The 21848-nt window shown below is 54.8% G+C and carries 28 protein-coding genes, 3 tRNA genes and 2 riboswitches; of the genes, 18 read left to right on the top strand and 13 right to left on the bottom strand.

Annotated elements, in window-relative coordinates; translation table 11 throughout:
• Positions 1-6 precede the first annotated feature (6 nt).
• Genes pabC through ABIE60_RS03310 form a run of 7 tightly spaced genes read left to right on the top strand, consistent with a single transcriptional unit; the run spans position 7 to position 5573 of the window.
• Positions 7-852: an aminodeoxychorismate lyase gene (gene pabC, locus ABIE60_RS03280; RefSeq protein ID WP_354467744.1), complete on the top strand. Its 846-nt coding sequence runs from the start codon at positions 7-9 to the stop codon at positions 850-852.
• Positions 846-1880 (top strand): endolytic transglycosylase MltG, encoded by a 1035-nt coding sequence (gene mltG, locus ABIE60_RS03285; protein WP_354467745.1) that lies wholly within the window; start codon positions 846-848, stop codon positions 1878-1880. Before pabC ends, mltG begins: the two co-directional genes overlap by 7 nt.
• A 6-nt stretch (positions 1881-1886) precedes the next feature.
• A complete protein-coding gene (tmk, locus tag ABIE60_RS03290) occupies positions 1887-2522 on the top strand; it encodes a dTMP kinase (RefSeq protein WP_354467746.1) in 636 nt (211 codons plus the stop codon).
• Positions 2512-3504 (top strand): DNA polymerase III subunit delta', encoded by a 993-nt coding sequence (locus tag ABIE60_RS03295; RefSeq protein ID WP_354467747.1) that lies wholly within the window; start codon positions 2512-2514, stop codon positions 3502-3504. Before tmk ends, ABIE60_RS03295 begins: the two co-directional genes overlap by 11 nt.
• A 19-nt stretch (positions 3505-3523) precedes the next feature.
• Positions 3524-3874: a PilZ domain-containing protein gene (locus tag ABIE60_RS03300; RefSeq protein WP_354467748.1), complete on the top strand. Its 351-nt coding sequence runs from the start codon at positions 3524-3526 to the stop codon at positions 3872-3874.
• Positions 3875-3886: 12 nt separating this feature from the next.
• Positions 3887-4666: a TatD family hydrolase gene (locus tag ABIE60_RS03305; RefSeq protein WP_354467750.1), complete on the top strand. Its 780-nt coding sequence runs from the start codon at positions 3887-3889 to the stop codon at positions 4664-4666.
• 1 nt (position 4667) lies between these two features.
• Positions 4668-5573, top strand: coding sequence for a radical SAM protein (locus ABIE60_RS03310; protein WP_354467751.1), 906 nt, complete (start codon positions 4668-4670; stop codon positions 5571-5573).
• 27 nt (positions 5574-5600) lie between these two features.
• Here ABIE60_RS03310 and ABIE60_RS03315 read toward each other — a convergent pair whose 3' ends face one another.
• The 7 genes from ABIE60_RS03315 to ABIE60_RS03345 all read right to left on the bottom strand — a co-directional run bounded on the left by ABIE60_RS03315 (position 5601) and on the right by ABIE60_RS03345 (position 9082).
• On the bottom strand, positions 5601-6167 hold the full coding sequence (locus ABIE60_RS03315) for a chemotaxis protein CheW (RefSeq protein WP_091824021.1): 567 nt from the start codon (positions 6165-6167) through the stop codon (positions 5601-5603).
• Positions 6164-6958 (bottom strand): hydroxypyruvate isomerase family protein, encoded by a 795-nt coding sequence (locus ABIE60_RS03320; RefSeq protein ID WP_354467753.1) that lies wholly within the window; start codon positions 6956-6958, stop codon positions 6164-6166. The genes ABIE60_RS03315 and ABIE60_RS03320 overlap by 4 nt, the downstream gene beginning before the upstream one ends.
• A gap of 2 nt (positions 6959-6960) precedes the next feature.
• A complete protein-coding gene (locus tag ABIE60_RS03325) occupies positions 6961-7296 on the bottom strand; it encodes a TusE/DsrC/DsvC family sulfur relay protein (RefSeq protein WP_354467754.1) in 336 nt (111 codons plus the stop codon).
• 1 nt (position 7297) lies between these two features.
• Complete coding sequence (gene tusB / locus ABIE60_RS03330; RefSeq protein WP_354467755.1) at positions 7298-7579, bottom strand: sulfurtransferase complex subunit TusB; 282 nt, start codon at positions 7577-7579, stop codon at positions 7298-7300.
• Complete coding sequence (gene tusC, locus ABIE60_RS03335; RefSeq protein ID WP_354467757.1) at positions 7576-7938, bottom strand: sulfurtransferase complex subunit TusC; 363 nt, start codon at positions 7936-7938, stop codon at positions 7576-7578. Before tusC ends, tusB begins: the two co-directional genes overlap by 4 nt.
• Positions 7935-8333, bottom strand: coding sequence for a sulfurtransferase complex subunit TusD (gene tusD, locus ABIE60_RS03340; protein WP_354467759.1), 399 nt, complete (start codon positions 8331-8333; stop codon positions 7935-7937). Before tusD ends, tusC begins: the two co-directional genes overlap by 4 nt.
• 68 nt (positions 8334-8401) lie before the next feature.
• Positions 8402-9082, bottom strand: a complete 681-nt coding sequence (locus ABIE60_RS03345; protein ID WP_354467760.1) for a Bax inhibitor-1/YccA family protein — start codon at positions 9080-9082, stop codon at positions 8402-8404.
• Between the two features lie 143 nt (positions 9083-9225).
• Here ABIE60_RS03345 and ABIE60_RS03350 point away from each other — a divergent pair, with 143 nt between their 5' ends.
• Positions 9226-9996: a pseudouridine synthase gene (locus tag ABIE60_RS03350; protein ID WP_354467761.1), complete on the top strand. Its 771-nt coding sequence runs from the start codon at positions 9226-9228 to the stop codon at positions 9994-9996.
• A 12-nt stretch (positions 9997-10008) separates the two neighbouring features.
• On the opposite strand, the gene ABIE60_RS03355 is transcribed toward ABIE60_RS03350, so the two are convergent.
• Positions 10009-10488 carry an S-ribosylhomocysteine lyase gene (locus tag ABIE60_RS03355; RefSeq protein ID WP_354467762.1) on the bottom strand — a complete coding sequence of 160 codons (480 nt, stop codon included), beginning with the start codon at positions 10486-10488 and terminating at the stop codon, positions 10009-10011.
• A 272-nt stretch (positions 10489-10760) separates the two neighbouring features.
• On the opposite strand from ABIE60_RS03355, the gene ABIE60_RS03360 reads away from it, so the two are divergent.
• Positions 10761-12062 carry a DEAD/DEAH box helicase gene (locus ABIE60_RS03360; protein WP_354467764.1) on the top strand — a complete coding sequence of 434 codons (1302 nt, stop codon included), beginning with the start codon at positions 10761-10763 and terminating at the stop codon, positions 12060-12062.
• Between the two features lie 135 nt (positions 12063-12197).
• Here ABIE60_RS03360 and ABIE60_RS03365 read toward each other — a convergent pair whose 3' ends face one another.
• Positions 12198-12404 carry a cold-shock protein gene (locus ABIE60_RS03365; RefSeq protein WP_091824050.1) on the bottom strand — a complete coding sequence of 69 codons (207 nt, stop codon included), beginning with the start codon at positions 12402-12404 and terminating at the stop codon, positions 12198-12200.
• A gap of 405 nt (positions 12405-12809) precedes the next feature.
• Between ABIE60_RS03365 and mtnN the strand changes: the two genes are divergently transcribed.
• From mtnN to ABIE60_RS03410, 9 genes are all read left to right on the top strand, one after another.
• Positions 12810-13580 carry a 5'-methylthioadenosine/S-adenosylhomocysteine nucleosidase gene (gene mtnN, locus ABIE60_RS03370; protein WP_354467766.1) on the top strand — a complete coding sequence of 257 codons (771 nt, stop codon included), beginning with the start codon at positions 12810-12812 and terminating at the stop codon, positions 13578-13580.
• 34 nt (positions 13581-13614) lie between these two features.
• The gene (locus ABIE60_RS03375; protein WP_354467768.1) at positions 13615-14793 is read left to right on the top strand and encodes a pyridoxal-phosphate-dependent aminotransferase family protein; all 1179 of its coding nucleotides are present in this window, start codon (positions 13615-13617) and stop codon (positions 14791-14793) included.
• A gap of 9 nt (positions 14794-14802) precedes the next feature.
• Entirely contained in the window at positions 14803-15675 is an 873-nt protein-coding gene (locus tag ABIE60_RS03380) for an NAD(P)-dependent oxidoreductase (RefSeq protein WP_354467769.1), read from the top strand.
• 71 nt (positions 15676-15746) lie between these two features.
• Positions 15747-15893 (top strand): hypothetical protein, encoded by a 147-nt coding sequence (locus ABIE60_RS03385; protein WP_354467771.1) that lies wholly within the window; start codon positions 15747-15749, stop codon positions 15891-15893.
• A gap of 78 nt (positions 15894-15971) precedes the next feature.
• Positions 15972-16289: an excinuclease ABC subunit C gene (locus ABIE60_RS03390; protein ID WP_354467772.1), complete on the top strand. Its 318-nt coding sequence runs from the start codon at positions 15972-15974 to the stop codon at positions 16287-16289.
• Positions 16276-18141 (top strand): excinuclease ABC subunit UvrC, encoded by a 1866-nt coding sequence (gene uvrC / locus ABIE60_RS03395; protein WP_354467774.1) that lies wholly within the window; start codon positions 16276-16278, stop codon positions 18139-18141. The genes ABIE60_RS03390 and uvrC overlap by 14 nt, the downstream gene beginning before the upstream one ends.
• A 33-nt stretch (positions 18142-18174) precedes the next feature.
• Positions 18175-18723, top strand: a complete 549-nt coding sequence (gene pgsA, locus ABIE60_RS03400) for a CDP-diacylglycerol--glycerol-3-phosphate 3-phosphatidyltransferase (protein WP_354468205.1) — start codon at positions 18175-18177, stop codon at positions 18721-18723.
• Positions 18724-18812: 89 nt separating this feature from the next.
• Positions 18813-18888: transfer RNA gene (locus ABIE60_RS03405), tRNA-Gly, on the top strand.
• Between the two features lie 14 nt (positions 18889-18902).
• Positions 18903-18976, top strand: a tRNA-Cys gene (locus ABIE60_RS03410).
• 181 nt (positions 18977-19157) lie between these two features.
• Here the strand turns inward: ABIE60_RS03410 and ABIE60_RS03415 are convergent.
• From ABIE60_RS03415 to gap, 4 genes are all read right to left on the bottom strand, one after another.
• On the bottom strand, positions 19158-19775 hold the full coding sequence (locus ABIE60_RS03415) for a trimeric intracellular cation channel family protein (protein ID WP_354467775.1): 618 nt from the start codon (positions 19773-19775) through the stop codon (positions 19158-19160).
• Between the two features lie 29 nt (positions 19776-19804).
• Positions 19805-19903: riboswitch (glycine riboswitch) on the bottom strand.
• A 2-nt stretch (positions 19904-19905) separates the two neighbouring features.
• Positions 19906-19990, bottom strand: a riboswitch (glycine riboswitch).
• Positions 19991-20027: 37 nt separating this feature from the next.
• The gene (locus ABIE60_RS03420) at positions 20028-20243 is read right to left on the bottom strand and encodes a hypothetical protein (protein WP_354467776.1); all 216 of its coding nucleotides are present in this window, start codon (positions 20241-20243) and stop codon (positions 20028-20030) included.
• Between the two features lie 281 nt (positions 20244-20524).
• A tRNA-Leu gene (locus ABIE60_RS03425) sits at positions 20525-20610 on the bottom strand.
• A gap of 108 nt (positions 20611-20718) precedes the next feature.
• On the bottom strand, positions 20719-21723 hold the full coding sequence (gene gap / locus ABIE60_RS03430; protein ID WP_354467777.1) for a type I glyceraldehyde-3-phosphate dehydrogenase: 1005 nt from the start codon (positions 21721-21723) through the stop codon (positions 20719-20721).
• Positions 21724-21848 lie beyond the last annotated feature (125 nt).

Genomic DNA, 21848 nt, shown 5'->3' on the forward strand with positions numbered 1-21848 from the left:
GGCGTCTTGGCCTCCCCATATTCCATGCAGGCTCAGACACTGGTCAATGGCCGCCCGGCCACACAGATTGATGTCACCGATCGTGCGCTCGCGTACGGTCACGGCCTTTTTGAAACTCTGCTGGTACTCAATGGCAAGCCGGTTTTCTATCCGGCTCACCTGCAGCGGCTGCTGCATGGCTGTGAACGGCTTGGCATTCCGGTTGCCGGGCTAGCGCAGCAGCTTGAAGCCGATCTCGAGTGCATGAAGCTGCCTCACACTCCCGCCGTGCTCAAACTGATCCTCACCTGTGGCAGTGGGGGCAGGGGCTATCTGACGCCCGATCCCGCTTCTCCCGTCCGTATCCTGATGCTAACGCCGATGCCGACGTATCCGGACCAGCCAGAGCTGGGTGTACAGGTGCGTTGGTGCAGCACGCGCCTGGCTTGCCAGCCGTTGCTGGCGGGTATCAAGCACCTGAATCGGATTGAACAGGTATTGGCACGAAACGAATGGACCGACCCAGCCGTACGGGAAGGCATTGTGTGTGACACCGATGGCTGGGTCATCGAAGGTACCATGAGCAATCTGTGTTTTATCAAGCATCAGCGTTTTTGCACGCCACTGCTGGATCAGGCGGGGATCGAGGGGATTGTGCGCAATCAGCTGCTGCAGCTGGCAGCCGAGTTGGGACTGGAAACCGAGCAGGGGCGATATACTCCCGAACAGGTTGAGTCCGCCGACGAGCTGTTGCTTTGTAACAGCCTGATCGGTATCTGGCCAATAACACGGTTGGGAGAGCGCAGGTATGCGCCAGGTCCATTCACGGCACAACTGCAGACCGCCCTGCAGCAACGGATGATCTCATGCTGAAGAAAATTGTACTGCTACTGGTATTGCTTGTGACCGTTGGGGTCTTGGCGCTTGGGTATGGATATAAGCTGCAGCAACAGAAGTTGAATCAGCCACTGGCGCTGGAAGCTGAGCGCTCCCTGATGGTTGCCAAGGGAACCTGGTTTGGCAGTTTTGCCCGGCAGTTGGCTGCGGAAGGGCTTATTGATGATCCGCTCTGGTTGCGAATAGAAGCAAGGCTCAATCCATCCATTACCCAGATCAGAGCGGGAGAATACCGGCTGGAGCCGGGTATGAGCCTGCGTCAGCTTCTGCAGCGTGTATTGGCCGGTGATACGGTCGATTACAGTTTTGCCTTTATTGAAGGAATGAGCTTCCGTCAATTGATGGCGGCGCTGGCGAGCAATGAAGTACTTGAGCAGCGTGCCACGGAGATGACAGAGGCAGAGCTGCTGACCCATCTGGGCAGTGATGCGAAGGCGATTGAAGGCCTTTTTCTGGCTGAAACCTACCATTTTGAAAGGGGCATGACAGACCTTCAACTGCTGGAGCGTGCCCATGCGGACCTGAATGCTTTTCTGCAGCAGGCCTGGGAGACGCGCGCAGAGGGGCTCCCCTATGCATCACCCTATGAGGCCCTGATCATGGCTTCGATCATTGAAAAGGAGACCGGTGTGCCGGACGAGCGCGGCAGGATCGCTGGCGTATTTGTACGCCGTCTGGAGCGAGGCATGCGACTGCAGACAGATCCAACCGTGATTTATGGTATGGGGGAGCGCTATGAGGGCCGCATTACGCGGGCAGACCTGCGCCGGCCTACGCCCTGGAACACCTATGTGATTGATGGTCTGCCACCCACCCCCATTGCTCTGGCCGGGCGTGAAGCAATACATGCGGCGCTGAATCCTGAGGATGGCGAGGCACTGTATTTTGTCGCCAAGGGGGACGGAACCCATCAGTTCTCCAATACATTGCAACAGCACAACCGTGCCGTTCGAGAGTATCAACTGCAGCGGCGAGCGGACTACCGCTCATCACCCGGGAAGTAAGCACAGATGAGCACAGGCCGTTTTATCACTGTTGAAGGCATTGAAGGGGTGGGCAAGACCACTAATCTGGAGTTCATCCATCAATACCTGCTGAGCCTTGGGCTGGAAGTGGTTCGCACCCGAGAACCGGGAGGAACACCCCTGGCGGAATCGATCCGAGAGCTGCTGCTGGCTCCACGTATGGAGCCAGTTGCTGAGATGGCTGAACTTCTGTTGATGTTTGCAGCCCGGGCACAGCATATTGATCAGTGCATTCGGCCTGCTCTGGAACGAGGTGCCTGGGTGCTCTGCGATCGCTTTACCGATGCCACATACGCCTATCAGGGTGGTGGGCGTGGCCTGGATCAGTCACGCATTGCCCAGCTTGAAACCCTTGTGCAGGGTGAACTCAAACCTGATCTCACGATTCTTCTGGATCTGCCGGCCCGTCAGGGCATGGCGCGGGCACGGGCGCGCAGTGCGCCGGACCGTTTCGAGGCTGAAGCGGAGGCGTTCTTTGAGCGGGTACGTGAGTGTTATCTGCAGCGGGCAGTCGCTGAGCCGCAGCGCTTTGCAGTGATTGACGCTGCCCCGCCTCTGGAACAGGTACAACAGGCCGTCAGTCAGGCGCTTGCGGGGCTGGAGTCAGATAATGTCCGCTGAGCAGCTCTTTCCCTGGTGTGAAGCACAATGGCAGCGTTTGCTGCAGCAAAGAGCTGCCGACCGTCTGCCGCATGCATTGTTGCTGTCCGGGCCTGTCGGTGTAGGCAAGGAGGGCTTTGCAGAAACACTGGCGAGCCTGTTGCTTTGCCACCAGCCGAATAATGATACTCCCTGCGGTCACTGCCACAGTTGTGAGTTGCATGCGGCCGGTCATCACCCCGACCTTGTGCGCGTTTCTCCGGAAGCGGAGGGTAAGCCGATCAAGGTGGATCAGGTACGTGAGCTGATCGAGCATCTGCACAGTACCGCACAGCAGGGCGGTTACCGGGTAGTGATCATGAGTCCGGCAGAGTCGCTCAATACCTCTTCGGCCAACGCCCTGCTGAAAATTCTTGAGGAACCGGGGCGCAATACATTGCTGTTACTGGTCTGCCATCAACCGGGGCAGTTGATGCCGACCATTCGCAGTCGCTGTCAGCGAATCGATTTCGCCACACCTTCGGCTGAGCAGAGCGAACTCTGGTTGCAGCAGAAGCTTAAACTGGAGCAGGACCGGGCAGCCCAGCTGCTGCGGTTGTGTCATGGTGCTCCCCTCAAGGCTCAGGCGCTGTATGAAGGAGACCTGCTGGAGCAGCGCAAGAAGCTGATGTCAGGGCTGGCTGATCTGTTGCGGGGGCGCATGGCAGCCACTGAGCTGGCGCAACAACTGCTCAAGGCAGACCTGCTACAATGCCTGGACTGGATCAACAGCCTGCTGAGCGATATTGTACGGATTCAGCTGGCTGATTTGCAGGAGCCTGCCGTCAACGCTGACATGAAGCGGATGCTGCAGGCCATTGCCAAGCGAGCGTCCAGTGCGCAGGTATTTGCACTGGCAGACAGAATTCAGGAAGAGCGCGTCAGCCTTTTGCTGCGTCAGAACCCGAACCGGCAGCTATTGCTGGAAAGGCTGTTGCTGCAGTGGGCTGAGCTGTCACGTTAAACAGAGGAGCGTTGCATCCATGGCGGTCATACCAAGAATCAGTCACGGTATCCTGTCGCTGTCCATCGACAACAAGGACAGCTTGTACAAAGCTTACATGCCGTTTGTTACCAACGGAGGCCTGTTCATTCCGACAACCCGAACCTACCAGTTGGGGGAGGAGGTGTTCATGCTGCTGATGTTGATGGACGAACCCGATAAGGTACCGGTTACCGGTAAGGTTATCTGGGTCACACCCAAGGCTGCCCAGGGCGGTCGCACACCAGGCATCGGTATTCAGCTGTCCGGCGATGACGCTGCACTGGTGCGCAAGATCGAGACTTACCTGGCCGGTGCCATGGAGTCAGGACGACGCACCAACACCCTTTGATCAAGAGCTAACATGTTTATAGACTCACATTGCCACCTCGATATGCTGGATCTGTCCAGACATGACAATTCGCTAGACAACGTAATCGCGGCGGCTCGCGAGCGCCAGGTGGAGCAAATGCTCTGCGTATGCGTCGATCTGAACAAGTTTGACAGCATGGTTTCCGCGGCAGAAGGCCAGTCCAATGTCTGGTTTTCTGCCGGCATCCATCCGTTGCATGTTGAAGAGAGTCCGTTTGATCGGGTTCGGCTGGCAGAGTTGGCTCAGAATCCACGCATCGTGGCGCTGGGTGAGACCGGTCTTGACTATCACTACACCATGGAGGCGCTGGAGCAGCAGCAGGACAGCTTTGCCGGGCACCTGCAGCTGGCGAGCGAGATGGACCTGCCGGTCATTGTGCACACCCGGGATGCGCGCGAAGATACCATTCGTTTGATTCGTGAACATGGCAACCCGGACACGGCCGGCGTACTGCACTGTTTCACCGAATCACTGGAGATGGCGAAGTCGGCACTCGATCTCGGTTACATGATTTCGTTTTCAGGCATTATCAGCTTTCGTAACGCGGCTGAACTGCGTGAAGTGGTGAAAGCGGTACCGCTTGAGCGAATGCTGATCGAAACCGACTCGCCCTATCTGGCTCCTGTGCCGCACCGTGGCAGACAGAATCAGCCGGCCTATGTGGCCGATGTTGCCGCCTGCGTTGCCGAACTCAAGGGGCTGCCGCTGGAGCAGATCGCGGAGCAGACAACGGCCAACTTCCATCAGTTGTTCAAGCGTACTCAATCCTGAAATGCATTATTACCAGCCACCCGTTGATTACATTGAGCCTGTATTCCGCCCGCCCAGCGAAGCGGATTCGCTGATCCTTCAGGTCACCAATGGTTGCAGCTGGAATCGCTGTACCTTCTGTGACATGTATATTGATGAGCACAAGGGGTTCAGGCCCAAGGCTGAGTCTGACGTTCTGGCCGAAATCGAGCGCTGTGGCCAGGCGATGCCCTGGGTGCGACGCGTTTTTCTGGCGGACGGTGACGCCATGGCGCTGTCAGTGAGGCGTCTGCGCAGCATTCTGGAGGCGATTCGAAAACACCTGCCGCAGGTGCGACGGGTTTCGGCGTACTGCCTGCCGGCCAACCTCAAGCGCAAGAGCGTGGCAGATCTGCAGCAGCTGCGTGAGCTAGGGCTGACGCTGGTCTACATGGGCGCTGAAAGTGGCTCTGACAGCGTCCTGGCAGCCTTCGACAAGGGGGAAACCTTTGAGAGTACCGCAGAGGCCCTGCTAAAGGCGCAAGAAGCAGGCATCAAGCGCTCAGTGATGCTGATTAACGGGGCAGGGGGCAAGCGCTATTCAGACGAGCATGCCGAGGCTTCAGCCAGGCTGGTCAACGTGACGCAGCCTGAGTACCTGGCAACTCTGGTGTTGTTCTTTCGTCGAGGTGCTGAGCAGCGAGTACGTGCTGGCTACGATGGTGATTTTGAACCCTTGAGTGCGGAAGGTCTGTTTCGTGAAATGCAGCAACTGATCGGAGCAACGGAACTGGAACAAACGATCTTTCGAAGTGATCATGTGTCCAATGCGCTGGTGTTGAAAGGCACGCTGGGGCGGGACAGGTCGCGCATGCTGGACGAGATCGAAACGGCGATCGAGTGGGCTCGCACGCATCATATACCTTTGCGTCAGCAGGGGTCGTTCTGAAGGGGGCGAAGGCCCCCTTTTGAAGGATCAGTAACCGCGCTGAGCCTTGAGTTCCTCTTCGCTCAGAGGTGTGATGCTCAACAGCATCTTGGTCAGGTCCAGCAGAATGATCAGGATGTTGTTGTAGTAGCACACGCCTTGTACAAAGCGCTTGGTGGAATCATCGCCGGATACATTCGGTGCGCGATCCACATCATTGTGAGGCAGGTTGATGACCTCATCCACGCTGTCGACCACCAGTCCGATCACTTCCTGCTCATTGAATTCGACCACGATCACCCGTGTGTCGTCGTCGTAAGGTACCAGCGGAAGACCAAACATGCGGCGGGTATCGATGACGGTCACCACATTGCCGCGCAGGTTGATGATCCCGAGTATCGCCTTGTCAGCGCCGGGTACCGGGGTAATCTCACTGAAGCGCAGGACTTCCTTAACCTGCATTACGTCGATGCCATACAGCTCGTCGTCCACTCGGAAAGTGGCCCATTGATGGTAGACGATCTCTTCCTGCTGGGCACGGCGTGAGCGTTCGGAATCGGCCTGTTGTCCGGCCTGCAGGGTTTTCAGGTGTTCAGCCGCGGCGTTTAGACTCATGCTGTTCTGTCCTGTGTAATCCAAGGTTGCAACCATTCAAGGCTGGTTTCGGTTCGGCCTGAAGGGTTGTATTCAAGACTGATATAGCCGGAGTATCCCATAGCCTCAATAGCCTTGAAAAGGTTAGAGAAGTTAATTTCACCGCTGCCGGGCTCATGACGGCCCGGAACATCCGCGATCTGTATATGTCCGATGTGTGAGCTCAGGCGGCTCAGGGTGCTGATCAGGTTCCCTTCCATGATCTGCATGTGATAGAGGTCGTACTGCAGACGTGCGCCTGTCAGACCGAGGTGGTGGATCAGATCAACGACCTGGTCACTGTGGTGCAGCCTGAAACCGGGCAGGTCTTCGGTGTTGATTGCCTCGATCAGCAGCTCAATTCCGGCCTTGTGGCACTGCTGTGCGGCCAGTTTCAGGTTTGATTCCAGTGTCTGCTGCACCCGCTGTTCATCCTGCCCTGAGGGTGTAACACCCGCCAGAAAATTAAGCCGGGGCACATTCAACTGTTGTGCCCACTCAATCGCGAGCCCCAGACCGTCCGCAAACTCGTCCTGGCGTGTTGGGTCGCAGCACAAGCTGCGATCGCCGTTGGCCCAGTCGCCGGCCGGGATGTTGATCAGAATCAGCTCCTGCTGCTGGTCGTCAAGGGCATCGGCGACAGCTTCCAGTCCCCAAAGGTAGGGAAACTGAATTTCAACCGCCGAAAAGCCTGCAGCACGGGCGGCTGCGAAGCGCTCCAGCAAAGGGCGTTCGGTGAACAGCAGGCTGAGGTTGGCAGCAAAACGCAGCATGGTCAGAGACAGTTCTCAGGTTTGGGAAGGCCGGCAAGCAGCGCGGCGACCTTGGCAGGGCTGCCTGGAAACAGCTGCATCAGATAGATACTGCGCCCCTTGTCCCTGCCGAGCTGTTGGCTGACGGCTTTAACGAGGGGGCGCATGGCCGGGGATAGCTGGTACTGCCGGTAAAAGTCTCGCAGCAGATACAGGATTTCCCAGTGCGCATCCGTTAACTCAATTGCCAGCTTCTGTGCCAAATATGATGCAACATCAGGAGTCCATTGTGAGGGATCATAAAGATAGCCTTCTTCGTCAAGCTCCACAGTGCTTCCGTTGATAATTAGTGTTGTCATATCAAAACCAGTTTATGACACTATCATGGTTTACCGCCAGTTCAACGAATCCGGCATCGTCCACACAGCTGACTCCATCTGGGGTGATACCCCGTGCAAGCAGGTCAGGCTCAAGTGCCACAATGCGTGCGGGCAGTCGCGTCAGCTCACTCCTGTGATGTGGCAGCAGCCAGTAGACGGCCTCTTCAATCAGCAGCAGTGTGTCGTTTTCGCTCAGACTGGCAGCGCAGGTCTGGAGGGCAGTGCGATCAGATGGGGAGGTGTTCAGAGTGTGCAGAATCATAGCGTTATAACCCGAGAGTGTCGTGCCATCAAAGCCCGCACCTCGTCCTGATCCAGCACAACAGGGGCAGGATCAAGCCGTGAGGCTTCCAGGCCGTGTAGAGCCAGACTTTGTGTGCTGGTATAGACCTGATCGATATCGTACATCGGCAGTGCTCCCAGCATGGCGTTGGGGCTTTTCTGGCCAATGCGACCGCTTTGCTGGTCTGGCAAAAGCTGCAGTACCGCATCGTCAAGCAACAGAAGTGTCACGGGCAGTTCAAACAGTGCGCAGCTGAGTGCAACATCAATGGCATCGCGGGCGGCGGATGATGCGTAGGGTGCGCGCCGGCAGATGATCAGTACGTTGGGCTTGTTCATCCACGTCCTCCGAAGGTGATAACCCGGTCTGACTGGATCAGTGCCTCGCTTAATTGTCCCAGTCCTGACAATTCAAAACCGGACGCCAGGTTGGCCGCCGGTTTTTGATATCGCTTGGCCTCGTTATCGTCCAGAACGCCACGGCGTACGGCGGCTGCAATGCAGACCACCAAATCCAGCTGATGCTCCTGCGCCAGTTGTTGCCACGCCAGTGGCACGGAGTGCTCATCTCGTGGTGGTGACGCCAGTGCGCTGGCGTTATGCACGCCATCGCGGTAGAAAAACACGCGGTAAAGCTCATGACCGCCTGTCAGCAGTGCGCGTGCAAAACGCAGCGCGGTATCGGCCGATGCGGACTGGTAGGGGGCTGAGTGAATAACAAGGGTGAATTTCATTGTGGCAACCAGACATAAAAAAGCCCCGCAATCTTAACAGATTTGCGGGGCTTGATGGCAGCCGATGATCAGTCGTCGCTGAAAGCGCCAACCAGACTGAGCAGATGCACAAACAGGTTGTAAATGCTCAGGTACAGGCCAACTGTAGCCATGATGTAGTTGGTATAGCGGCCGTTCACGATGTTGCTGGTGTCATACAGAATGAAGCCTGACATCAACAGCACAACAGCGGCCGAAAACGCCAGACTGATGCCGGAAATGTCCACACCAAACAGCGGCAGTACAAACAGGGCCAGCATCGCCACGATCAGAATGATGGAACCTGCAGCCAGAAACCCGCCCATGAAGCTGAAGTCCTTGCGAGAACTTAGTACATAGGCTGACAGTCCCAGGAACGTGATGGCGGTCATGCCCATGGCGGTCATGATCACCTGACCGCCGTTTGGCAGTGCCAGGTAGTGGTTAAGCAGCGGCCCCAGGCCGAAACCAAGCAGGCCGGTGAAAGCGAAAGTCAGGGGCAGTGCAGCCGCCGAGTTCTGCTTGCGGTTAATGACAAACAGCAGTACGAAGCTCAGAATCACACTGCCGAGATACACCATGAACGGAGGGTTGATTGCCATGGAGATACCCGCTGTCACGGCACTGAATACCAGTGTCATGGCCAGCAGCATATAGGTGTTACGGATGACCTTGTTGGTCTCCAGTACCGCCTGTTGAGAGCGGCCTTCGAGTGTGCGAACGTTATCCATCATTAACCTCTTGTTGGTGTCCATCGGTACTGATAACGGATTCTAATTGGGATTCACGCAGGTTTCGACCGTTTAACTGCAAAAAGATTCCCGGTAGAATTTTGTCTATTCGATTCTCCTCCCGCCGATGCCAAGAGTAGCCTGTGACTGACCCGACTGAACTCGTTGTTCTGTATGAAGATGAATACCTTGTGGCTGTTAACAAGCCGGCGGGGTTGTTGGTTCATCCCAGCTGGATTGCGCCGGCCAGAACTCCGAATCTTGTCTCCATGCTCAAGCAGCGCTATCCGGGTGAAACCGTCCATACAGTGCATCGTCTTGATCGTGCAACCTCGGGGGTTATTCTGTTCGCACGTCGAAAGGAAGTCGGTCAGCATCTGCAGCAGCAGTTCATCGAACGCAGTATTCACAAGACCTATCTGTGTGTAGTGCGAGGCTGGACGGAAGAGGCCGGGGTGATCGACTATGCGCTCAAGCCCATTCATGACAAATATGCGGATCCGCTGGCAAGTCCGGACAAGGAACCGAAAGAGGCGGTCTCCGAGTACCGGCGACTGGCAACCGTATCTCTGCCGATTGCGGTGGGGCGCTACCCTGAAGCGCGCTATTCATTGGTTGAGGTCAAGCCGAAAACCGGGCGCAAACACCAGATTCGCCGTCACATGAAGCATATTCTGCACCCCATCGTCGGTGATACCAAACATGGGGAGGGGCGTCACAATCGACTGTTTCGTGAGTACCTGGATTCGCATCGTCTGCTGCTGATGGCTGTTGCGATAGAATTTGAGCATCCGGTGACGGGGCAGAGAATGCAGATCGAGGCAGGCGTCGGCAAGGATGTGGAGACATTGTTCCAGCGCCTTGGCTGGGAGCAGGATTATCCGGTCAGCAGCAGCGTGACGACTCTGAGCTGACCGGCTTGGGTATCAGGACAGCCAGTTGTCTGGGTCGTTTTCGTCGGCAAATACCTGCGGCCACTCGTTGCGGTGGTTGAGCATTTCACGGGCAATGGACTTGGCGCCTTCCAGGTCGTGGCTTGCAGCCCAGCCACACTGCAGCTCATTGCAGGCCGGTACTTCGGTTGCGTCCAGCACGTCCTGAAGTGTGCGAGCGAGTACTTCAAGAATTTCGTTGTAATCGTCATGGTTCATGACTGAAAGGTAAAAGCCGGTCTGGCAACCCATGGGGCTGAAGTCCAGCACGCAATCAAGGTGGTTGCGTATCAACTCGGCAATCATGTGCTCCAGTGAATGCAGAGAAGGCATCGGCATGTGTGCCTTGTTGGGCTGACAGAACCGAATATCATATTTATGCACCCGATCCTGCTTGCCTTCGGTGACGCCAACGAGTCGAACGTAGGGAGCAATGACTTTGGTGTGATTGAAATTGAATGATTCAACGTTCATTAAAAGCCCTTTAGAAACAAAAATATAAGATTTAAATATCCAGTAACGCAGGAGGTTTTTGATGCGGTGCCGGATGTAACGCTCTTGGCGATATGATAGCAGAGGTGTGAACACCTGACAGGTACTGGATGAGATTCAGATGGCTGTTGAGTGGTATCTAGGGTAAGCTAGCGGACAGTAACTTTCCAATTACACCTGTTACACCTCACATCTCCGTCAGGCTATTCCAGTCTGTTGGTTATCCCTGTTGTACTTAAAGAGATTAATGTTGCATGAGTTTTGCTTCTCTGGGGCTGTCTGCTCCGTTGCTGAAAGCAGTAGCTGATCAGGGCTACGACACCCCTTCTCCCATCCAGCTGCAGGCGATTCCTGCTGTGCTGGCGGGCCGTGATGTGATGGCGGCCGCTCAAACCGGCACCGGTAAAACGGCCGGATTCACTCTGCCGATGCTGGAGCGCCTGGTGGGTGGAAAGCCTGCGGGTGCCAATCAGGCGCGCGCGCTTGTACTGACTCCAACCCGTGAGCTGGCTGCCCAGGTGGGTGAAAGTGTTGAAACCTATGGACGCAACCTGAAGCTGCGCTCTGCAGTGGTGTTTGGTGGTGTCAAGATCAATCCTCAGATGCAGAAGTTGCGCGGTGGGGTGGATGTTCTGGTGGCAACTCCAGGGCGACTGCTGGACCTGTACCAGCAAAATGCCATCCGCTTCAACCACCTTGAAATTCTGGTGCTGGATGAAGCCGACCGTATGCTGGATATGGGCTTTATCAATGATATTCGCAAGATCATGGCGCTGCTGCCGGCTCGACGTCAGAACCTGATGTTCTCAGCCACCTTCTCCGATCCGATTCGCAAGCTGGCGAAGGGTATTGTAAATGATCCGGTTGAGGTGTCGGTCAGTCCCGGCAACAGCACGGCGGATACAGTCAGGCAATGGCTGAGTCCGGTTGATAAAAAGCGTAAGCCGGATCTGTTGCTTGAATTGATTCGTCAGCATGACTGGAAGCAGGTGTTGGTGTTTACAAAAACCAAGCATGGTGCCAACAAGCTGGCCAAGTTTCTGGACGATGCCGGTGTCAAGTCGGCCGCCATTCATGGCAACAAAAGCCAGGGTGCGCGCACCAAGGCGCTGGCTGACTTCAAATCCGGTACGGTAGAGGTACTGGTGGCAACTGATATCGCGGCTCGCGGGCTGGATATCGACCAGTTGCCACAGGTGGTTAACTTCGAGCTGCCAAACGTGGCTGAAGATTATGTGCATCGCATAGGTCGTACCGGGCGAGCTGGTGCCTCGGGCCAGGCTGTTTCGCTGGTGTGTGCCGACGAGGCTGATCTGTTGTTTGGTATTGAGCGCCTGACGCGGCAGACCATCGAACGCCAGGAAGTTGAAGGCTTCGAGCCTGTGCATCCGCTGCCGCCTGCGGGCACTCGAGTGCCTGCGTCAAAGCGTGGTGGAGATCAGAAGCGGGGCGCCCGCAAGCCCAAGGTAGAGCACAAGGATGGTCAGAAGCCCGCAGGCAGTGCGCATGCTCGCCGTCGTGCTCGTCGTCCGCGCGCGGTTGCGGCTGCAGGTTGATGTGTCAGGGTGGGGCGTCTCGGTTTTCCGGGATGTCTTGCCTGAGCAGGCTGTTCAGGGTTTAAAAGTGTAAAAGGCAGATACAAAAAAAGCGACACATGGTCGCTTTTTTCAGATTCAGCAGTAAGAGTGAACTTACAGCGGAACGATGTTCTCAGCCTGAGGACCTTTCTGGCCCTGAGTAACCTTGAACTCAACCTTCTGGCCTTCGTGCAGGGTTTTGAAGCCTGAGCCCTGGATAGCGCTGAAGTGAGCAAAGACGTCCGGACCGGATTCCTGCTCGATGAAGCCGAAGCCTTTAGTTTCGTTGAACCACTTAACGGTGCCGGTAGTAGTAGACATGATGATCTATCCTAAATTTCAAATATTTTTTTGCCAGGACAATGTCGAGGCGGTTTTGCTCTAAAAGTTGCTATCTACTTATGAATCTCAGGACGAGTACTAACTACAAGGCAGGACTTCGAAATGGTCGTACGTAAATATATGCGTTACTTTCAAGCTGAAATTCATTCTATACGGTTGTCTGACCGTGTCAATCAAATATTGCGGCGGTTATTGAAATAAATTCCGGCATCTTTTTGTATTTATAATACTTAAGTATGTATCTTGTATTTTTATATTTTATTGTGTGGATCGGCGGTAATGGTGGTAAGAGTGGCGGGTTTTGTGCGGTTCTAAATTGCGTATTGGACCGGTCGTGGTAGCATGAGTTTTTTCCGCCATATCGAACTCTGAAGCGCTATCTCAATGACAACAAAGCCCTCCTTTGCCGAAGCACTTGAAAATCTGACCCGTCCCCCGCGCATTGCCCTTATTGGTGCAATGGATCAAGAGATCGAGTTGCTCAAAAATACCCTGCAAAATGCCGACACCTGCATGGTGGCCGGCTATCCCTTTTACACTGGAATGCTGGACGGGGTTGAGGTGGTGCTGCTCAAGTCAGGTATCGGCAAGGTTAACGCTGCGATTGGTACCACTTTGCTGTTACAGCAATTCAATCCTGACTGTGTAATCAATACCGGCTCGGCCGGGGGATTTGATGCTGCACTGGATGTGGGTGATGTCGTGATCTCGGATGAAGTCCGTCATCACGATGTGGATGTAACAGTATTTGGCTACGAACCTGGCCAGGTGCCCGGGTTGCCTGCAGCCTTCACGGCCGACCCTTTGCTGGCGCGTATGGCAGAGGAGTGCATTGCGCAGATGCCGCATGTCAACACGGTTCGGGGCCTGATCGCAACGGGAGACAGCTTCATGAACTGTCCACAGCGTGTGGCGAGTACCCGCGTTTTATTCCCGTCCATGAAGGCTGTTGAGATGGAAGCGGCTGCTATTGCTCAAACCTGCCATCAGTTTGGTACACCATTTATTGTCATCCGTGCGCTTTCTGATATTGCCGGCAAGGAGTCAAATCTGTCATTCGAGCAGTTTCTTGAGAAGGCGGCGCAGCATTCGGCCGAAATGGTGATTGCGATTGTAAAACGGATCGCTGCAAGAGCTACAAATAACACGAAGTAATAATCATAATTAATTGTTATCAAAGGATATTGGTATGATCGGTTCTTTCCATCCTCCGCTGCGAACCCTTATGGGGCCAGGGCCTTCTGACGTCAGTCCGCGTGTGCTTGCGGCAATGGCGCGCCCGACCATTGGTCATCTTGATCCCGCCTTTATTGGCATGATGGATGAGATCAAGCAGTTGCTGCAGTATGCCCTGCGTACTGAGAACGAGCTGACAATGCCTGTTTCGGCACCGGGTTCAGCGGGGATGGAGGCGTGCTTTGTTAACCTGGTGGAGCCGGGTGACAAGGTCATCGTTTGCCAGAACGGTGTGTTTGGCGGTCGAATGAAAGAGAACGTTGAGCGCTTCGGCGGTATCGCTCTTATGGTTGAAGATGAATGGGGTACGGCGGTCAGTCTGGAGAAAGTTCGGGCGTTGATGGAGCAACATGACGACATCAAGTTGCTTGCATTTGTGCACGCCGAAACTTCAACCGGTGTCCGCTCCGATGCCGAGGCGCTTTGCCGCATGGCGAGAGATTACGGCTGTCTGAGTATCGTTGATGCCGTCACCTCCCTGGGTGGAATCGAGCTTGAAGTTGATGGCTGGGGGATAGATGCCCTCTATTCGGGTACTCAAAAATGCCTGTCGGCTCCACCCGGAATCTCCCCCGTCAGCTTCAGTGAGCGTGCGCTTGAAAAAGTACGGCAGCGAGAGAGTCGTGTTCCCAGCTGGTTCCTTGATAAAAAATTGGTGATGGGGTACTGGGGAGGCGGGCAAAAGCGTGCCTATCACCATACGGCACCGGTTAACGCGTTGTACGGCTTGCATGAGTCTCTTGTCATGCTGCAGGAGGAAGGGGTTGAGCACGCCTGGAAGCGCCATCAGCATCATCATGGCGCCTTGTGCGCAGGGCTTGAGGCGATGGGGCTTCGCTTTACGGTTGATGCAGCTGTTCGTTTGCCTCAGTTGAACTCGGTTGCCGTGCCTGAGGGTATCGATGAGGCCCGTGTTCGCTCGCTTTTGCTTGAGCGTTACGGGCTGGAAATCGGTGCAGGACTGGGGGTTCTGGCAGGTAAAGTGTGGCGCATCGGTCTTATGGGCAGCTCTTGCACACGACGCCACGTCATGGTGTGTATTGATGCGCTCGAGAATACGCTGCTTGAGCTTGGGGCTGATATTCATGCTGGTGTGGCGGCGCAGGCTGCATCGGCTGCTTACGCTGAGTAGGAGGGGCACATGGCTAAAATTGCTTTTATCGGCCTGGGTGTCATGGGGTTTCCGATGGCAGGGCACCTGGCACGTGCCGGGCATGATGTATGCGTTTACAACCGCACCCGGAGCAAGGCCGAACACTGGTGTGCAACCTATCCCGGCCGGTCGGCGGCAACACCGGCTGATGCCGCGATGGGTGTTGAGTTCGCCTTTACCTGTGTGGGTAATGATGATGATTTGCGTGAAGTGACGATTGGGTCGAAAGGTGTCCTGAAAACGCTTTCGCCGGACTCTGTTCTGATTGACCATACCACAGCCTCGGCTGAGGTGGCGCGAGAGCTGGATCGGCAGGCAAGGGGGCAGGGTTGCGGCTTTCTTGATGCGCCTGTTTCGGGCGGCCAGGCCGGCGCCGAAAATGGTGCGCTGAGCGTAATGATTGGCGGAGCGGAGGGTGACTACACCCGGGTGTCGCCACTGCTGGACGCCTATGCCAAGTCCCATCGTCTGCTGGGTGAAGCGGGAAGTGGTCAGCTTGCCAAAATGGTCAATCAGATCTGCATTGCCGGGCTGGTGCAGGGATTGGCCGAGGCTGTGCACTTCGTTAAGCGCTCCGGGCTTGAGGGTGAGGCTGTTTTTGATGTAATTCAGCATGGCGCTGCCGGGTCATGGCAGATGGTGAACCGTCATCAGAGCATGCTCGACAATCGTTATGATTTCGGCTTCGCTGTGGATTGGATGCGCAAGGATCTTCGTATTGCGCTTGAGGAGGCTCGGCGCAATGGTGCCCGCTTGCCGGTTACGGCCCTTGTTGACCAGTTTTATGCTGACCTGCAGGCTGAAGGTGATGGTCGCCTCGATACATCAAGTCTGATCAAAAGGCTTGAGAAAGGCAGTTGAACTGCAGATAATGCCGTTCTTTCGCCCCGTGGTGCGAATATGATTATTACAACGATTGAGGAACGGTTTCTATGTTGAATATCGATAAATACAGCATGATTTCATTCGCGCCGAGTATTGCGATTGTAGCGGCAATGCTGGCAATGACGTTTTTTGGTGTGCGCTTCCTGAAGCGCGAAATCGCCAAGGATGCGGCCCGGGCGCAGCAGCAGAAGTAACAGGCTTTCAGGCGGCTTCGGCCGCCTGAGTTTTTTCAGAGGCAAAGTAGGCCTCTAATCAGGTTGAGGAGGGATCAGATGACAACCATCAACAGCCGGCGTCAGGCTGCTTCGGTTGCACAGCCGAGCGATCGAGAGCGCCATCCGTTACTGTCTGACAATGACATCAATACCATCCTGGTAAATGGTGCACAGATCTCTCTCAGCAAGCTTAAACGGGCGCAAAGCTTTGATGCGCGCCTGTACTACTATGCTGAAATCGGCGTTTATCTTGAGGTGTCGCTTTCCCGGGGAGCGGGGATTCTTGACGCAACTCGAGAGCAACTTGAGGCTATTCATCGTGAAGCTACCCATCTGCACATGGATGCCAATAAAAACCTGAATGAAGTCAGCTGAAGAACAGCGCGGCTCAGTTCTCGATAGCGCTGAAGGGTTTGACAGTAAAGCCTTTCTGCGTCGGCTGACCCAGCGGCCCGGCGTGTATCAGATGTATGATGCCGACGGAAAGATTCTTTACGTTGGTAAAGCCAAAAATCTCAAGAACCGGGTCAGCAGCTATTTTCGCTCCAGTGGTTTGAGCACAAAGACTCAGGCACTGGTTGCGCGTATCCGCCGTATTGAAGTTACGGTCACCGGCAGTGAGACGGAAGCGCTGTTGCTCGAGCAAAATCTGATCAAGCAACAGCGCCCCCCTTACAATATCCTCCTGCGCGATGACAAATCCTACCCCTATATTTTTGTCAGTGATCGTGATGCCTTCCCGGCCATTGCGTTTCAGCGTGGAACGGGGCGCAAAAAGGGGCGCTATTTTGGGCCCTATCCCAGCTCCGGGGCTGTTAAGGAGAGTCTGAGCCTGTTGCAGAAGGTGTTTCGCATTCGCCAGTGTGAAGACAGCTTCTTTCGTAATCGCTCTCGGCCCTGTCTGCAGTACCAGATCAGACGCTGTACTGCGCCCTGTGTTGGCCTGATCAGTGAAGATGCGTACCGTCAGGATCTTGACCACGCCATGCAGTTTTTGCAGGGGCGTAATCACGAGTTGATGCAGACGCTTGCACGGGAGATGGATGACGCTGCCGCTCGATTGGAGTTTGAGCGTGCTGCCAGTCTGCGTGATCAGATCAGTGCTTTGCAACAAGTTCAGGAGCAACAGTTTGTCAGTGGGCAAAGTGGTGATGCGGATGTGCTGGGATGCGCGGTTCAGCCTGGTGGGGTCTGTGTTCATGCTCTGTTTGTCAGGGGCGGGCGCGTTATCGGCAGCAAGGTATACCACCCCCGGGTGTCGATAGAAGATACGCCGGCAGAGGTGTTGTCTGCGTTTATTGCACAGTTTTATTTAAGCGGCCCGCGTGAGATTCCGGCCGCCGTAATTGTGCCCGTTGAGCTGCCGGATCAGGACTGTATTCAGCAGGCACTGGAGCAGCGACGGGGACGTAAGATGGCCATCATGTCGCGGGTGCGAGGTGATCGTGCCGGCTGGCAGCGTCTGGCTCAGACCAATGCTGAGCAGCAGTTGGGCAGTCATCTTGCGAGCAAGCAGAATATCTATAACCGCTACTTGGCTCTGCAGGATGCGCTGGGGCTGGACTCAATACCGCAGCGACTTGAGTGTTTTGATATCAGTCACAGCTCGGGTGAGGCTACGGTGGCGTCCTGCGTTGTCTTTGACCGAGAGGGCCCACGGAAGTCGGATTATCGGCGTTTCAATATTGAAGGCATTACCGGCGGGGATGATTATGCGGCCATGCACCAGGCCCTGAGTCGTCGGTACACCCGTGTCCGCAAGGGAGAGGGGGTGCTGCCGGACCTGTTGATCATTGATGGTGGCAAGGGTCAGGTTGCTCAGGCGATGGCGGTTATGGAGGAGTTACAAATTAACGAGGTGCTGGTCGTAGGTGTGGCGAAGGGGCCGACGCGTAAAGCGGGCTTTGAAGTGCTGATCCGAGGGGATAGTGGCGAAGAGACAGTGCTCGCATCAGATTCGCCCGCTTTGCATCTGCTGCAGCATATTCGTGACGAATCGCATCGATTTGCCATTACCGGACATCGGGCTCGGCGTGGCAAGGCTCGCCGCAAATCGACACTGGAAGGGATCCCGGGAGTGGGTCCCAAGCGCCGGCGCGAGCTGTTGAAACACTTTGGTGGGGTCAAGGAAGTCGAGCGGGCCAGTGTTGAAGAAATTGCAAAAGTCTCTACTATAAGTCGGACGCTGGCACAGGAAATTTATGCCGTGCTCCACCCCGAAAGTTGAAGCAGGAAGTAACGGGACATTCGCTTGCACACTATAAAATTACCCAACCTACTGACGCTGCTTCGCATCGTCCTGATTCCGGTCTTCATACTGGTTTATTATCTGCCATATGCTTGGTCGCCCTGGGCGGCTTCCGCCATTTTTGGTTTGGCTGCAATTACTGACTGGTTTGATGGTTATCTGGCTCGCAAGCTTGATCAGGCCTCTCCCTTTGGTGCTTTCCTTGACCCTGTTGCGGACAAGTTGATGGTGGCGGCTGCGTTGGTGGTGCTTGTTGAGGTGTTTGCCTCGCCCTTGGTTACTGTTCCGGCGATTGTCATCATCGGGCGAGAAATTGTCATTTCGGCGCTGCGTGAGTGGATGGCCGAGCTCGGTGCCCGTGCCAGTGTGGCGGTATCGAATATCGGCAAGATCAAGACAACACTGCAGATGGTCTCGATTCTGATCCTGATAGCGATGCCGTTGTACAGTCCGCTGTCGTGGCTGGGGATTGTTGCGCTATACGGCGCAGCGGCGCTGACGCTGTGGTCAATGGTGCTTTACCTGCGTGCAGCATGGCCGCACCTGAGTGACGATATTTGAAGTAAGTGGTTAATATTTAAGCAAATTTTTTTCAGTATTATGGTTGACACCCTGCGGGATCTCTCTATAATACGCACCACTGTTGAGGCGCGGGAATAGCTCAGTTGGTAGAGCACGACCTTGCCAAGGTCGGGGTCGCGAGTTCGAGTCTCGTTTCCCGCTCCAATCTCAACGGTGATGGCTGGATGGCAGAGTGGTCATGCAGCGGACTGCAACTCCGTGTACGCCGGTTCGATTCCGACTCCAGCCTCCATTCCTGTCAGGTGATTTTTTGCACCTGACAGGAATGGATCCATCAAAATCCCCCCGTTCGTGTTAAAATCCCAATATATTCACCGCATTTCGTTTATTTAAGCGCTTATGCAATTTCTGTTTTCGTTTTAATCAGTCGTTCCAAAAGGGCAAGCTGACGCTCGCCCGTATGTATGTATCTGTTATTTCCAGCGCCCGGGAGCGTAGCGGAATACCGGCAGTGACCAGTGCCAGTATATGGCAGCAACTCGCATCAAAATGCCGGTGGCGAAAGAAAGAGCCAGATTAAGATCGTGGTTTAATCCCATTTGTTCCAGCTGAAGATAAAGCAGGGCAACCAGTAAGGAAATACTGGCATAAAGCTCATGTCGAAATACGACAGGTACTCGCTGGCACAGTACATCGCGCAGAATACCACCGAATATCCCTGTTATCATGCCGGCCATGACGGCTATCGGTGTGCTGTAACCGAGCTCAAGCGCTACATTGCAGCCAATGATGGTGAATGCAATAAGCCCCATGGCATCCAGCAGCAGAAAAATTCTGTGCAGGTGGTGCATGAAGCGGGCGATCACAATGGTAACCAGTCCGGCCGAAACCGTGAGGTAGATATATTCAGGGTGTTGCGTCCAGGACACGGGAAAGTGTCCAAGTAGCATGTCACGTATTGTGCCGCCACCTAATGCGGTGATAAAAGCGATAACACTTACACCAAAGATGTCCATGTTACGACGGCCTGCGGCCAGTGCGCCGGACATGGCTTCTGCGGTGATGGCAAGAATGTAAATATAGGTGAGCACGTGTAAACCTCCCGTTTGGGTGTTTATCCGTCTCTCCCTCTGTCCGGTTACCTGAGAGTTTGCACGCTTTGAGCGTGTTGCCCCTTCGGTGGGTCAGTTCTGGCTGACCGCTCTCCAGTCGACGTAGATGTGTGTGATCGCAGTACCTGAGCCTGAGCGATTATGGGAGTTTGCGCCTTCGGCGGGGTGTAAACCCTCTCTCCTGCGATGCGGCGATTATAGCTTCTGCAGGGAATAAGGCAACCATTCGTATCAGCTACGGCGTTTGATGTCACGCATCAGGCTGGACAAATCAAGTCCGGTATTGGCTGCAAGGGCATCGAGGTCATGAAAGGCAGGGGGGAGAGAGCGCTGCTTGAGTTTCTTCTGTTGTTGCTCCTCAAGACGCTGAAGGAGCATTTTGCGAACCTGCTCCAGTTGTTCTGGCTCCAAGCTCATTAAATAGGCAGGCAATTCGGCTTCACTCATACCAATATAGTTCCTGACAAGTCAGTATCACGTTAAGTGTACATCCGGTACAGAGAATAAAAAAAGGTGTTGGATTCAGGCGGCGTGCAGCAGATAAGAAGCACTGGCATGAATTGTATATAGGCGACAGATCACCTGCAAGCCTTATTCAGAAGGTGCGGGGTTAAGTCTGTTGGGACGTAGTGGCGTCAATATAATGAAGCGTCGGTCTGATATAAAGCAATGAGAAAGGCTTGATTGCTTTTGGCTTCAGGCGGGTTTTAAGAAAGTGTGATTGCGGCTGGTGCCCCGAACCGGACTCGAACCGGTACAGCCAAAGGCCGAGGGATTTTAAATCCCTTGTGTCTACCAATTTCACCATCGGGGCTTTGCAAATGACTGAAGGGAGGAGTCTTTTCAATCAATGCGTTGAGCGCGCATTCTCCCGTTGCTTAGGGAAAAAGTCAAACGAAATGCGCGCTTCCGATCAAGAGGTTCAGGAGGCTATATGCATGCAGCTGGCTGTATCCAGCATCCGATTGGAGAACCCCCACTCATTGTCATACCAGGCAAATACCTTAACCATATTGCCAAGCGCCTGAGTCTGAAGGCTGTCAAAGATTGAAGAGGCGCTGTGGTGGTTAAAATCAATCGATACGAGAGGGGTTCTGTTGTACTCGATAATTCCGTTACTGGCCTCTGCTGCTCGCTGCATGATTGCGTTAACCTCCTCGACGGTAGTGTTCCTGTTGGCGGTGAAGGTCAGGTCAACCAGTGAAACGTTCGGAGTTGGGACGCGTACGGCAAGGCCGGAAAGTCGGCCATCGAGCTCCGGCAGTACCAGGCCTACGGCTTTGGCGGCACCGGTCTTGGTTGGAATCATGGACAGGGCGGCTGCTCGGGCTCGATACAGGTCGGTGTGGTAAACATCGGTCAAATGCTGATCATTGGTATAGGCATGAATCGTTGTCATCAGGCCTTGCTGGATGCCAATCGTATCATTCAGGGCTTTTGCAATGGGTGCGAGGCAGTTTGTTGTGCATGATGCGTTTGATACGACTCGATGCTCTGATGTGAGTGTTGACTCGTTCACACCAAAGACGACGGTTGCATCGGCTCCCTTGGCAGGTGCTGAAACCAGTACTTTGCCAGCTCCCTGCTGCAAATGAATACTGGCCTTTTCGCGGTCTGTAAACCGACCTGTGCACTCAAGTACGATATCAACACCCAGTTCGCGCCAGGGCAGGGCGTGCGGGTCGGCTTCGCGCAGCATCGGAATGGAATGTTCTCCAAGAATCAAACAATCCTGATCGGCACGGACTGGCCACATGAAGCGACCATGCACGGAGTCATATTCGGTCAAGTGGGCGCTGATGGCGCTGTCGCCAAGATCGTTGATTGCGACCACTTCAAATTCATGCTCGCGACCGCTCTCGTAGAGTGCGCGCAGGATGTTACGGCCAATCCTTCCGTAGCCATTGATTGCAATGCGTATAGCCATGATTGTTGCTCCTTTTTTGTCGGCTTTACAGCATCTTAGATGAGTTTGGCAGATCAGGGTATGTGCGACTTGCGTTTCCGGGCAACGAAGCGTTTAATTGGCTTAAATCAATACATATCATTCAA

This window comes from Marinobacterium sp. MBR-109, from assembly GCF_040547565.1.
Taxonomy (GTDB): Bacteria; Pseudomonadota; Gammaproteobacteria; order Pseudomonadales; family Balneatricaceae; genus Marinobacterium.